At 50.5% G+C, this 12,884-nt stretch carries 11 protein-coding genes; 4 read left to right on the forward strand and 7 right to left on the reverse strand.

From position 1 onward, the window contains the following. Positions 1–13 precede the first annotated feature (13 nt). From AC0LWN_RS04415 to AC0LWN_RS04425, 3 genes are read right to left on the reverse strand one after another with little or no spacing between them, the layout of a single operon-like run. Positions 14–1,306 (reverse strand): ABC transporter substrate-binding protein, encoded by a 1,293-nt coding sequence (locus AC0LWN_RS04415; protein ID WP_474663380.1) that lies wholly within the window; start codon positions 1,304–1,306, stop codon positions 14–16. A 42-nt stretch (positions 1,307–1,348) separates the two neighbouring features. Continuing rightward, the gene (locus tag AC0LWN_RS04420; protein ID WP_474663381.1) at positions 1,349–2,176 is read right to left on the reverse strand and encodes a carbohydrate ABC transporter permease; all 828 of its coding nucleotides are present in this window, start codon (positions 2,174–2,176) and stop codon (positions 1,349–1,351) included. After that, on the reverse strand, positions 2,173–3,036 hold the full coding sequence (locus AC0LWN_RS04425; RefSeq protein ID WP_474663382.1) for a carbohydrate ABC transporter permease: 864 nt from the start codon (positions 3,034–3,036) through the stop codon (positions 2,173–2,175). Before AC0LWN_RS04425 ends, AC0LWN_RS04420 begins: the two co-directional genes overlap by 4 nt. 189 nt (positions 3,037–3,225) lie before the next feature. Here AC0LWN_RS04425 and AC0LWN_RS04430 point away from each other — a divergent pair, with 189 nt between their 5' ends. Together AC0LWN_RS04430 and AC0LWN_RS04435 are read left to right on the forward strand one after the other, a co-directional pair. Next, positions 3,226–4,095, forward strand: coding sequence for an AraC family transcriptional regulator (locus AC0LWN_RS04430; protein WP_474663383.1), 870 nt, complete (start codon positions 3,226–3,228; stop codon positions 4,093–4,095). Between the two features lie 39 nt (positions 4,096–4,134). Then, positions 4,135–4,758, forward strand: a complete 624-nt coding sequence (locus AC0LWN_RS04435; protein ID WP_474663384.1) for an NUDIX hydrolase — start codon at positions 4,135–4,137, stop codon at positions 4,756–4,758. A 68-nt stretch (positions 4,759–4,826) separates the two neighbouring features. Here the strand turns inward: AC0LWN_RS04435 and AC0LWN_RS04440 are convergent, their stop codons facing one another. Continuing rightward, a complete protein-coding gene (locus AC0LWN_RS04440) occupies positions 4,827–6,896 on the reverse strand; it encodes a beta-galactosidase (RefSeq protein ID WP_474663385.1) in 2,070 nt (689 codons plus the stop codon). Between the two features lie 239 nt (positions 6,897–7,135). On the opposite strand from AC0LWN_RS04440, the gene AC0LWN_RS04445 reads away from it, so the two are divergent. Further along, positions 7,136–7,942, forward strand: a complete 807-nt coding sequence (locus tag AC0LWN_RS04445) for a helix-turn-helix domain-containing protein (RefSeq protein ID WP_474663585.1) — start codon at positions 7,136–7,138, stop codon at positions 7,940–7,942. A 383-nt stretch (positions 7,943–8,325) separates the two neighbouring features. Next, positions 8,326–9,093 carry a hypothetical protein gene (locus AC0LWN_RS04450; protein ID WP_474663386.1) on the forward strand — a complete coding sequence of 256 codons (768 nt, stop codon included), beginning with the start codon at positions 8,326–8,328 and terminating at the stop codon, positions 9,091–9,093. A 107-nt stretch (positions 9,094–9,200) separates the two neighbouring features. On the opposite strand, the gene AC0LWN_RS04455 is transcribed toward AC0LWN_RS04450, so the two are convergent. From AC0LWN_RS04455 to AC0LWN_RS04465, 3 genes are all read right to left on the reverse strand, one after another. After that, complete coding sequence (locus tag AC0LWN_RS04455; RefSeq protein ID WP_474663387.1) at positions 9,201–10,808, reverse strand: DUF3502 domain-containing protein; 1,608 nt, start codon at positions 10,806–10,808, stop codon at positions 9,201–9,203. Between the two features lie 87 nt (positions 10,809–10,895). Beyond that, positions 10,896–11,780, reverse strand: coding sequence for a carbohydrate ABC transporter permease (locus AC0LWN_RS04460; RefSeq protein ID WP_474663388.1), 885 nt, complete (start codon positions 11,778–11,780; stop codon positions 10,896–10,898). Positions 11,781–11,808: 28 nt separating this feature from the next. Continuing rightward, the gene (locus AC0LWN_RS04465; protein ID WP_458962557.1) at positions 11,809–12,774 is read right to left on the reverse strand and encodes an ABC transporter permease; all 966 of its coding nucleotides are present in this window, start codon (positions 12,772–12,774) and stop codon (positions 11,809–11,811) included. Positions 12,775–12,884: the final 110 nt, after the last annotated feature.

The following is a 12,884-nucleotide window of genomic DNA, read 5'->3' on the forward strand; positions in this document are numbered from 1 at the left end:
CTATAATATCGTATTAGTTCGCCAGCCGGTCCCACTCATTCTGCAGCTCCTGCAGGAAGCCGTCTGTATCCACCTTGCCGCCGACAAGCTTCTGGACAGCTTCTCCGAAGGCCTGGGCAACGCCATCCGGGTAATAGGAATTGAAGGAGCCGTAGATTTTGCCTGCCTTCACATAACTGGACAGATCCGCTCCCAGCGCTCCAATATCCGCATCATCCGCAGAAAAGCTGCTAAATGCCGGGATCATCTGCATATCCTTGGTGACATGTGCCTGTCCCTCAGGCGTAGTGGCGAGCCAGTTCAGGAAGTCCTTGGCCTCCTGCTTCACTTCAGAATCCTTGCTGACCCCCCAGTAACCGGTGACACCCATATAGAGCTTGTCGTTCTCTTCCGGGTTGTCATTGACAGGCAGCGGCATCAGCCCCATGCTGAGGTCCGGGTTCGCGCTGATGCTTGGCTGCAGCCAGTTACCGCCGAGAGTCATAGCAACCTGCCCGCCGAACAGAGCGGTGGTCTGGGAGTTGAAGTTAGTGCTGAGCCCGTTTTTGCCCTGACTGAAATCATATTTGATGAATTCGGCTACCTGCTTGAAAATATCATTGCCTACGAAGGTGGATGTGCCGTCATACAAACCTTTAATAAATGCCTGCGGGTCCGGCTGGCGGGCAATTCCCATATTGACAAGGAAGTTCCCTGACTGGTACCAGTCCATATACGCACCGGTCAGCGGCTGTATTCCGGCAGACTTCAGCTTCTCGACATCTTCCTTGAGTGCTGTAAGCGTGGTAGGCACTTCGGAAATCCCGGCCTGATCAAAAAGCTTCTTATTGTACACATACCCGTACCCCTCAACAGATACCGGCCATCCGTACACTTTACCATCGTCACCGGTAATGCCTTGCTTCGCAAGATCAATCATGTCCTTGGTCCACGCCTGGTCCGACAAATCCTCCAGCTGGGACTGCCACAGCTTCAAATCCTGATTGCCCATCACTGTAAAAATATCGGGCATTTCCCCGCTCGCCTGCTTCGTCTTAAGCCCGGTGCTGTAATTGTCGCTGACGGAATCAATGACAAACTGAACGTCAGGATGAAGCGCTGTATAAGCAGCAGCGGTTTTTTTCAGAGCCTCGTCAATCTCAATCTTCATCTGATAAATATGAATCGTTTTGACGTTGTTTGCAGAAGCGCTTTTCTCTGTATTCTCTTTCGCTTCCTTCGCCCCGCCGCCGCATGCTGTGAGCAGCACCGACATTCCCACAATTGCTGATACAAGCGTACTTGCCTTTAGGTTTCTCTCCATCATTCCAGTTCCTCCCTGTTCACTCTGGTGCAATTTTTTTACAGCTTAACCTTTCACAGAACCCGCCAATACGCCGCCGACAATCATTCTTTGGAACAGAATAAACACAATAATTATTGGAAGCATGCTCATGGTTAGAGCAGGCAAGGCCACATCCCAACGGCTGTTGTACATGCCGAACAAGCGGTTAACTGCCAATTGAACGGTGCTGAGCGTCTCATTGTTCAGCAGCACCAGCGGAATCATAAAATCATTCCAGACCCAGAACATGTCCATGATAAACACACTGAACACCGTCGGACCAAGAAGCGGGAAAACAATTCTGAAAAAGATGTATACCTTGCCGCAGCCGTCAATTTGCGCAGCTTCTTCAAGCTCATATGGAAGAGTCTTCACCCCGCTGCGGATTAGAAAGAAAGCAAAGGCGAAGCCAATTCCCCAATAGGCCAACACTGCTCCGCCAATGGTATTATTGAGGTGCAGGAACTTCATCACTCTCACCAGGGGGAGCATGATCGTGGCGAAGGGAATGAGCACCGACAGCATAATCAGATTGCCGAAGATGCGGGAGGTTAGCGTAGGATACCGCTCCGACCAATACGCAGTCATCGTGGCAAGCAGGATAATGCCGCTGACTGCCCCCAGAGAGAGGATCGCCGTATTCCTCACAACTCCTGGAATATCCAGCACCTTCCAGGCTTCCTGGTAGTTATCCAAGCTCCAGGTGGCCGGAAGCCGGAGCGGGTCGGCGAGAATATCGCTGAGCGGCTTGAAGGAGTTCATGAACATAATCCACAGCGGAGCGATAAAGAGGAGCGCCCCGGCAAGTGCAAGGATGAAGCCGGCTAGGACGTCCAAGCGGATCTTTTTCATAAGAGCTGATTCTCCTTTCGCTTGCCGAGATACATCTGAATGGAGGTAATCACCATGATAATGACGAAGAACACCAGTGCTTCGGCTGTAGCCAGCCCGTATTTATTATTGGCAAAAGCATCGGTATAGATATTGAGTGTCATCGAGGTGGTCGAGCCGTAAGGTCCGCCCTTGGTCAACGCCAGATTAATTTCGAACATCTTCAGTGCGCTGGACAAGGTCCAGAATAAAGCGACAGTAATATACGGAATGCATAGGGGCAGCTTGATCCTGAGCAGGGTATGAAGCGCACCCGAGCCCTCCACCCTGGCGGATTCGATCAGCTCCGAGGAAATTCCGGCCAGGCCGGCAATCATAATGACCATCACATACCCCGCGTTCTGCCATACATTGACGATGACCAAAGCTGCGAAAGCCGTATTTTCTGTCCCGAGCCATTGCTGTGCAAGAAAATCCAGATTCAGTCTTTCACCTATCGCCGGCAAACCCGACACGAAGATGAACTGCCAAATGAATCCGAGAATAAGCCCGCCCATCGTCTGCGGCAAATAATAAGCGGCGCGCAGCGGGCTGCGGAGCGGAATGCGTGAGGTCAAGGCGACGGCAAGGACGAGGCCCAGCAGATTGATAAATATCACGCAGACCGCGGTCATCCGCAGGGTGAACCAGAGCGAGTCCAGAAATCTGGCTTTTCCAGAGAAAATATCGCGGAAATTGTCCAGGCCGATGAATTGAATCTCCCCGGAAATGCCGTTCCAGTTACTGAAGGAATAGATCAGGCTGATTGCAAAGGGAATGATCACCACAATGATAAAAATCAGTATGGAGGGTCCCAGGAACAGCAGATGGCCCGAAAGCATGCTGTATTTTTTCCTCTTCCTAAAATCCGTGTCTGCCATGTTCAGATCCCTTCAATCCAATTAAATGTAATGTTTATTGACATATACTTTACTTGTTATTATTAATTATATAAAATATGATTCATAATTCTTCGCTTTTTTTAGCTGATTTATAGCGGAAAATTGATATTTTTCAAGGGGAGAAGAGCTATGAATTATGTGCATGAGAATATTATGGTTCCCGATGGGTTTCTAGCCTGGATTTACCTGCATTCTGAAAATGAAATCACCTCGGTCGAAGAGCATTGGCACCGCAGCCTCGAGCTAACCTTAATGCTCAAAGGTGAGAGTATATACCATGTTGATGGCAACAAAACTATCTTCAGGGAAGATGAGATGATTCTGATCAACAGCGGGGTGCTGCATAGCTGCCAGGTGAACGAAGAGATGCCCTATGATGCCTTGACGATCATTTTTCCATTTGAACTGCTGAAAGCTGCCAACCCGGACATTGAAAAATATGCCTATAGCTTAGACACCGCCTCGCCCGATTATGCCAAACTCATTTCCTTATTCAAGGAAATCCACCCCTTGTTCAAAAGGCGGAGCTCCCAGCCCTTCTATCAGCTAAAGCTTAACAGCATGTTCTACGAAATCCTGTATATTCTGATGTTCAGCTTCATGGTAGAGAAAAAGCCGACACTGACGGTCAAATCCCAAAAATACTGGGACCGCTGCCAGACGATCATCCAGTACATTGACGATCATTATAATGAGCAGTTAACGCTTGACTCGGTATCGCGGGAGTACGGCATCTCCAAGGAGCATCTGTCCAGAACCTTCAAGGAATATATGGGAACCACCTTCAAAAAGCATCTGACTCGCGTCCGTCTGTTCTACGTGTATCAACTGCTGGTCTACACCGATTTCTCCCTGCTGGAGATCGCTATGAAGGCGGGGTTTACCGACAGCCGCTCTTTGATCAACTGCTTCAAGGAGCTGTACGGCATCACTCCACTAAAATACAGGAAGACACTGGCCGATCATCATCTGCTCCGGCACAAAAAATATTTACTCTAGCGTTAGACTATTAGAATGAGACATTAAGGAGCGATCAGCATGAACGAGGAAATTCTCACTACATTCGATGCACAAGGCAACGTGACGGGCACCGCCCCGCGCGCTGAAGTGCACCGGAAGGGACTCTGGCATGAGACCTTTCACTGCTGGTTCGTCCAGCAGCGTGGCGATGATCTCTATATCTATCTTCAGCTTCGCAGCAAGGACAAGCGGGATTATGCCGGCCTGCTCGATATTACCGCCGCAGGGCATCTGCTGGCGGATGAGACCGCGATGGACGGCATCCGTGAGGTGGAGGAGGAGCTGGGGCTGCGTATTTCTTATGATGAGCTGATTCCACTAGGGATCATCCCCTACTCCATGACGAAGGAAGGGCTGATTGACAACGAACGGGCGAATGTGTTTCTGTACAGCAGCCCGTTTACCCTGGAGCAATTCCGGCTCCAGCGGGAGGAGGTTGCCGGAATCGTCCTGGCTGAGTTCAGCGACTTCCGCAAATTCTGGCAGGGAGAGCTGGAGCAGCTTGATGTATCGGGCTTTCGTGTAACCGACAGCGGTGAGCGCATTACCATTCACGAAACGGTGGACATCACTCATTTTGTGCCGCATGATACGGACTATTACCAGCAGGTTATTGCTGGAGTCGAGGCGGCGTTCAGCTAGAGCTATAGCAAAAAGGCAGGAGCCCTGAACTACCGGGTCCTGCCTTTTTGAGTATTATGAATCCTGCTCTAGTGTGCCCGCTTCAGAATAGCCAGGCCATGAACCGGAAGTGTGAGCACCGCCGGAACGGCCTCTCCCGACTCCAGAACGGTATAATTTCTGCCATCCATGACAACGGACTGCTCCACTCCGCTGAAATTCTGCACAAATACATAATCGCTTTCGCCATCCGTCCGAAGCTGGGCAGTAACACCTGCCGGCAGCTCGGTATCGAGCGTGCGGGTGATGCCTGCTTTCTTGGCAATCGCCGCGTACAGCTCCACGTAGAATGCGGCATCCTTCACGCGTGTTGCCAGATGGTACGCCCGTCCTTCGCCCAGACGGTTCACCGTCAGAGCAGGCTGGCCTGCGTAGAAATCCGTACGGTACGTGCCTAGCGTTTCCGCGCCTTCCAGATGGATCAGTTCGGCAATCTCATGGGCATCATAATCGCCGCTAAGGTTCAGTGCATTGCCGGCTTCCATAACCAGACCGTTCAGATCGCGGCTGTGCAAGCCTTCCGTCTCCTCAGCCCAAATGCCAAGCGTACGGCGCAGCGGGCCAGGGAATCCGCCCAGATGGCACAGGTCCGTCTCTCCAACCACACCCGACCAGTAGGTGCCTAAGAAGGTTCCGCCCTGCTCTACATATTTCTCAATCTGTTTGCCATTCTCTTCGCTGATCAGGTACAGCATTGGGGCAATCACCAGCTTGTAGGCTGACAGATCCTCTTCCGGTCCAATGATATCAACAGGAATGCCCAGCTCCCACAGAGCACGGTGATGCTGACCCACAGTTTCTTCGTATTTCAGCCCGGAGTTGCGGATACCTTGCGCATCCTTAATCGCCCAGCGGTTGTCCCAGTCATAGATAATTGCTGTCTGCACAGGTGTAGTAGTACCTACAACCTCTTGAAGCTCCGCCAGCGTCCGGCCGACTTCCGCAACGTCGCGGAAGACGCGGGTCTCTGCATGGCCGCTGTGGTCGATTACAGCGCCGTGGAACTTCTCGCTGGAGCCGCGGCTCTTGCGCCACTGGAAGTACTGCACAGAATCCGAGCCGTGGGCAATCGCCTGCAGGGAGGACAGCTTGTGCATACCCGGGCGCTTCAGCTTGCTGACCGACTGCCAGTTCGTGAGCGAAGGCGTGCTCTCCATCAGCAGGAACGGCTTATGCTTGAAGGTGCGGTACATATCGTGATGCATCGCCGTCCAGGCCGCGAGGCGGGCATCGTCATTGTCTTCGGTATAATGCCAATCCGGATAGGCATCCCAGGAGACGACATCGAGAATTTTGGCCAGCTTGCGGTAATCCACGCCGTCAATATTGTGCATATTAGTCGTTACAGGCAGCTCTGTATTGTAATCGCGCACAGAGTCAATTTCATGCTGGCAGAAATCAATCGTCGATTCGCTGACAAAACGGCGCCAGTCCAGATTAAGTCCGTGAACCTGTGTTTCACCGTGCGGTGCAGGCGATTCCACCTGCTCCCAGGAGGTGTACGTATGGCTCCAGAAGGTCGCCCACCAGGCATGGTTCAGCTCATCCAGGCTGTTGTTGTACTTCACCTTGAGCCATTCCCGGAAGCTCGCCTGGCAAAGATCGCAGTGGCATTCGCCGCCGTATTCGTTCGAGATATGCCAGCCGATAACCGCCGGATGATGCGCATACCGTTCAGCCAGCTTGCCGTTAATGATGGCTGTCTTCTCCCGGTAGACCGGCGAGGTATAGCAGTGATTGTGGCGGACGCCGTGCAGATTGCGTACCCGGTTCCGTTCTACACGCAGCACCTCGGGATATTTCTCCGACATCCAGGCCGGGCGCGAGCCGCTTGGAGTAGCCAGGAAAGCGTAAATGCCATTCTCAGCGAACGTATCCAGGATGCTGTCGAGCCAATCGAAGGTGAAGACGCCTTCCTCCGGCTCAAGCGACACCCAGGAGAAGATGCCGATGGACATTACATTCGCATTCGCCAGCTTCATCATGCGGATATCCTCGCGGAGCACCTCGGGGTATTTGAGCCATTGCTCGGGATTATAATCGGCACCGTGCAGCATCACTGGAATTTTGCTGCTGACCGGGGGTAATTTCATATTCATTGGCAGATTCATCCTTTCGGTATATTGTTCATGTCCGGATGGGACTATTCTCTGATGAAACCTTTGGTCTAGCCCTGTCCATTTCATGAATCATCCTTTATACTGTTTATCATATAGGAGAATTCGATTCAGGCAGTAGGAATATACTCTCGATTTACTAGCACAAAATGAATATGAGGTGAAGCATCATTCTTCCTTTCTCTCTGATTGAACTGCCGCGGGACCTGAACAGGTACCCGCTGTACCCTTATTCCGTTGGACGGCATATCCAATACCATCATGTGCGCCCCGGCGGCTTTCCCGTATACCAGGTCTTTCTGATCCGCAGCGGCAGAGGCCTGTTCCGGGACCTTGTCACCGGCAATGAAACGATTCTGGAACCGGGAATGGCCTTCGCCTATCCGCCGGACAGAGGGCATGAATATTATCCGCTGTCGCACGATCCTTGGCATGTAGGGTTCATTGGCTTCCACGGCGAGCTGTCTCATGACCTGCTGGAAGGCATCGGCTACCTCCCTTCCGCCCCGTTTCACCCGGAAAACTTCGACGAATGCTGGGAGCAGATCGGCAGCATCTGGCATACGGTGAACCAGCAGGCAAGCCGCCAGGATGAACGGACCATGCTGGAGCTGTCCGCTACGCTCTATCGGCTGCTGCTCCTGGTGCGCCACACGGCTCAGACAGCCGGTTCCGCTAACCGGCTCGAATTCGAAGCTGTGCGCAACGAGGCGCTGCAGAAGGCAGTCGGCCTGATCAACGAGCATTTTACCGAACCGCTGCTGGTTTCGAATCTTGCGGCTGCCGTAGGTTACTCCGTACAGCATTTCCAGCGTCTGTTCGTTCAGGAGTATGGCATTACGCCGCACAAATATTTGCAGAATCTGCGTCTGGAACGGGCGCTGCAGATGATGAGGGAGAATGGCAATACTCCGGTTCAGGATATCGCACTGCATCTGGGCATGGAGACCAACTATTTCATCCGCGTCTTCCGGGCGGCCTACGGCTGTACACCGGGAATGATGCGCAAACGGATGCATGAATCCTAGTGCCCCCGCTTTAAAACCCGCCGGAGCGCCGGAATAGCCATTCGTTTAACTGGATTTGCTTAACTGGTTCATAATTAATAGAATCCCCAGGGGCGAATGTCGGCAGCCTCTAGGGGACTTTTTTGTACTTCCTTCCTGTTTTTTTGACCTTTTATGACAAATTATCCCATATATCAATGTATATAAATGTTACTTATTTACTATATACATAATGTTTTGTTAAAGTTATCCTGTTTATAGGAAATTATTAACATTCCGCAAATTACAGCTTGGTTTCAAAGTTAAGGAGGGATGAAAACACAAAAAGTGTGCAAACGTATGAATTTTATCCTTGTCGGCTCAGGACCCAGGTGAAAAAATTTAAAATTAGAGGAGAGAGTACAATGAAAGCAATGAAAAAACTATTTGCCGGATTGATGATGTTTACTCTGATTTTTGGTGTATCCTTTGTGGGATCGGCATTTGCCAGCGGTGATGAGGTCAAGCTTATTGACTCGGATGTCAGTGTTATTTATAAACCCGGATATGTCGGATTCAGCGGAAATATTGATGTAGCTAATCTGGGACCGGTGAAAAATGTCACTGTCCATTACACGACAGATAACACAAATTGGTATGATACGAGTGCGAGTTATGTAGGGCCGACAGAAGTAAACCATGAGAAATGGCATTTTATCGTGTCCACAAATGGTTCTACAACAGATCATTCCGAGCTCAAGAATCTGAGCTCCATAAAATTCGCAATTAAATACGAAGTGAATAACCAGATCTATTGGGATAACAACGGGGGAGTGAATTATTACAATGAAGTCAATAGTACAGTTCCCCTGAGTTCCGTTATTTTGGGATATCCAAATGTGCTTAACGCCAATAGCACTCTGAGCAATGGTGAATTCAGCGGAACCATCTATGTTAAAAACCTGAGTCCGACGAAAACTGTAAAAGTAGTGTACTCAACGGACAATTGGGCAACGACTCATGAGGGCTACGCTACTTACAATGGCTCCTTGAATAATTTTAATAGTGTTGAAAGATGGAGCTACAGCTTCAATGTTCCTGGTGCTACAGATGTTAAATATTCGATTTCGTATACAGTTGGCGGGCAAACGTATTGGGATAATAACTATGGCCATAATTACGAGGTCAACTAATTCATTGTAAAAATGTCTATTAGGTCCATAAAAAACCGCCAAAGCGCAGCTTATCCAGCGTTGCTTTGGCGGTTTTTTCAACCTCTATTAACCTGTATTGACAGAGCTTATTTTTTCTTGCCGGCCAGATAGACATCCGCCTGAGCCTGTACCTCTGCCTTCACCTTGTCCAGACCGGCGCTATTCAAGTTTTTGGCCAGATCGTCAAAGGCTTTGTTGACATCCTTCACCGCACCGATATAGATCGGATTGGCGTACTGTGTCGAGGCATTCGCCAGGTTCGAAATCTGTGTCTTCACTTTGTCCGAGTTAAAGGTAAAGCCGTTATACGTAAAGTCGGTCAGGAAACTCTTCACCTTCTCCTGATGGTCAATATAGGCTTGCGGCCAGTTCTGCATTGGCTTGAACAGGTCCTTGTTCACGAACCAGAAGCCGGCAGCGTCCGGAGGATACGTATTGTTCTCGGAAGTGACGCCTTCAGGCAAGCCGATTTTACCGTCTGCCGTCATAGCATAGTTCTTGCCTTCCAGACCGAAATATGTGAGATAGACATAGGACGGATCTTCCATAATGAGGTCGAAGGCCTGCATTACGCGCTCTGGATTTTTGGAATTGGCGGCGATGGAAATGCCGTTGTTGGTCCACGAGTTTTGCGGCGCTTTACCGTCAGCGGTCAATGACGATACCACATAGGTTTCGATGCCTTTGGCTTGAGCAGCTTCCATAATGGACGCTACGTCAATGGTATTGCCAAGCGCCACCGCAGATTTGCCTTCCACAAAATTATCCTTGGAGCGGATTTTGTTCGAATACGGGTTTTTGTTGACATATCCTTTGTCGTACCAGTCTTTCATAATGCCGGCAGCATATTTCTGTGCGCTCAGGTAAGGCTCCTCCACCATGCTGTAGAGCTTGCCCGTAGGATCTTCGAAGTCATAAGCTACGCCTTGGGCCATAGGGTTGCCGGAATCAATTGGAGCGCCCGGATAACCAATTTTGTCACGAAGCAGGTATTGATAAGGAGTCGGAAGGTCGAATTGCGAATCCAGGTTCAGACCGATCATATCCGGGTGATTTTTCTTCACCGCTTCCAGATAAGGTCCAAGCTCGGAGAACCGCTTCACCTCGGTGAGACCCGCTTCTTTCATAATATCCTTGCGCAGTACAGCCACACTGACCTTGCGGTCCGGGGTAGACGTTGGAATCATGAAGATTTTGCCTTCAATCTTGGCGGCATCCCAGGCAGCCGGATTGATGGCAGCCGATTTCTTCGGCATATATTTCGCGATATCCTCCGGCTTCAGCTCATAGAAAGCACCTTTGGTCGCCTGCTGAACATAATAGTTCCAATCCGCTGAGAAAATAAAGTCCACATCTTCGCCGGAGGCCAGCACCAGCGGATATTTCGATTGCACGTCGCCCCAGCCGATATAGTTCAGCTCGATGGTGGCATTGATGTCTTTCTTCAGCTTTTCGTTGAGTGCAGCGAGCACCTCCGGCATACCCTTCGGAGCTTCACCGAGCAGATAGCCCTTCAGCACAACCTCTTTCTGATCCGATGCCGAATCTGTCTGAGCACTGTTGCTGCCTGTATTCGCAGTGCTTTCGGCTCCGGTGTTCGCCTTGTTGCTGCTGCCGGAACAAGCGGATAACAGCATCGTCAGCGACAACAGCATCGTCAGGATGAACATGACATTTTTCTTTGCTTTTCTCACTCTTATACCCCCTTAAGTGATGGCAATTCTATATAAATCCCCGGGCTTGCAGGATTCATAACCAAGCAGCACCGGCCCGTCCGGTCATCAGCCTTTTACAGCGCCGATGGTGATGCCTTTAACGAAATACTGCTGAAGGAACGGGAACAGGATGACGATGGGTCCGGTGGCAATTACCGTCATGGCCAGCTTGAACGTTTCCTTCGGCGTGTCGATGCTCGACACATGCTGGGCCATCGCCGCCGACATGTTTATCGAGGACAGCATTTTATAGAGCAGGTATTGCAGCGGAACGTATTGGTCCTTGTCGGTGAACATCATCGGGGTCCACCAGTCATTCCAATAAGCCAGAATGGTGAATAGACCGATTGAAGCAAGCGCGGGCTTGCAGAGCGGCAGCACCATTTGCCAGAAGATGCGGAAGTCCCCTGCGCCGTCAATTTTGGCGGATTCCACCAGCGGCTCCGGTATGGAGCCTTGAATGAAGCTGCGCAGAATGAGGACGTACATGACGTTGAACATTGGGACCAGAATCAGCACCGCGAGCGTATTTTTCAGATGCAGATAGCTGGTAATCCAGATGAAGTATGGGGCCAGGCCCCCGTTGAACAGGGTCGTAAAGAACAGGAAGAACGCCAGCTGATTGCGGTACTTCACTTCCTTGCGGTACATCACATAGGCAGCCATCGAGGAAATGAGCAGTGACAGTATCGTCCCGACAATAGCTACGATCAGCGACACCCGGTAGCCGGAGAGCACATCGCCGGGATTGCGGAAGATAAATGCGTAGGCATCAAGCGAGAAGCCGCGCGGCAGAAAGGAATACCCCTTGGCAAGCACCTGGCTCTCATCGGAGATGGAACCGGAAATCAGAACGATGAAGGGCAACAGACACACCAGCGCAATCAACGAGACAACCGTGTACGAGAAGGCCTGAAAGACAGGCGCGGAATTGAGTTTATTTTTCTCCATGATTATTCACCCCTTACTTGCGATTTAATTAGAACAGCGCATTATCCTTGTCATAGCGGCGCACCAGATAGTTGGCGATCAGGATAATGATCAGCGTCAGCACGGATTGGTACAGACCCACAGAGGAAGCCATTCCGAAGTCCTGCGTACCCACAAGTGACCGGAACACCAGCGTATCAATGATATCCGTGGCATTCATCAGCGCACCGTTGTTGCCGATGAGCTGATAGAACATATCGAACTCGCCGCGCATGATCCGTCCAAGACCGAGCAGAACCAATACCACCACTGTCGGCTTGAGCAAGGGCAGGGTGATTCTCATGATTTTCTGGAACCGTGTTGCACCGTCGATGGTCGCCGCTTCGTAAATCTCCTGGTCAATGCCGACAATCGCCGCCAGATACAAGACACTCCCGAAGCCGACCCATTTCCAGATATAGAGGAACGGCAGCAGCAAATACCAGTATCCGGTGTTCGAATAAATATCAATCGCCTCAAGCCCGATATTCCGCAGGAACACGTTGACAATCCCGAACTCATAATTCAGAAAATTGTAGACGAATGCGGATACGGTAACCCATGAGATAAAGTAGGGCAGAAACATAAACGTCTGTGCAGCTTTTTTGAAAAATTTGTTATACGTCTCCGAGATCAGCACAGCGGCCAGAATCGAGAAAAATGTATACGCTCCCAGAAACACGAGATTGTACATCATCGTATTCTTCGTTACCAGCCAGGCTTTGCCGGACTGAAAGAAATAATCGAAGTTCTCCCAGCCGTTCCAAGGACTCATAAAGATGCCGTCCCTGTAGTTGAATTCCTTGAACGCCATGATCACGCCTGTCATCGGGATGTAGGCAAAAATGATAAAGAAAATCGCAATCGGCAAAAACATCGCATACAGCACCCAGTTTTTTCGCAGCTCCCGCAGCGGCGACCGGTTTTTGGCTGTCTTTTTTTTCTTTACAGCAATTTGTTCCACCTTGGTACCCATAAGCAGCCCCCTCAGTTTGGTTTCTCTTCCTCCTCTTTTATTGTAAAATGTTCGGGAACACGCACCTACGGGGCAAAGTTTCGATCTTCTTCGAAAATCTGTGTCAACGC

The sequence above is a fragment of the Paenibacillus sp. sgz302115 genome (genome assembly GCF_056120445.1).

Coding starts and splice junctions, on each gene's coding strand:
- AC0LWN_RS04460 (WP_474663388.1), bottom strand. CDS start 11,780: ATGGAGAAAAATAAACTCAATTCCGCGCCTGTCTTTCAGGCCTTCTCG.
- AC0LWN_RS04440 (WP_474663385.1), bottom strand. CDS start 6,896: ATGAATATGAAATTACCCCCGGTCAGCAGCAAAATTCCAGTGATGCTG.
- AC0LWN_RS04465 (WP_458962557.1), bottom strand. CDS start 12,774: ATGGGTACCAAGGTGGAACAAATTGCTGTAAAGAAAAAAAAGACAGCC.
- AC0LWN_RS04430 (WP_474663383.1), top strand. CDS start 3,226: ATGAATTATGTGCATGAGAATATTATGGTTCCCGATGGGTTTCTAGCC.
- AC0LWN_RS04420 (WP_474663381.1), bottom strand. CDS start 2,176: ATGAAAAAGATCCGCTTGGACGTCCTAGCCGGCTTCATCCTTGCACTT.
- AC0LWN_RS04425 (WP_474663382.1), bottom strand. CDS start 3,036: ATGCTTTCGGGCCATCTGCTGTTCCTGGGACCCTCCATACTGATTTTT.
- AC0LWN_RS04435 (WP_474663384.1), top strand. CDS start 4,135: ATGAACGAGGAAATTCTCACTACATTCGATGCACAAGGCAACGTGACG.
- AC0LWN_RS04415 (WP_474663380.1), bottom strand. CDS start 1,306: ATGATGGAGAGAAACCTAAAGGCAAGTACGCTTGTATCAGCAATTGTG.
- AC0LWN_RS04450 (WP_474663386.1), top strand. CDS start 8,326: ATGAAAGCAATGAAAAAACTATTTGCCGGATTGATGATGTTTACTCTG.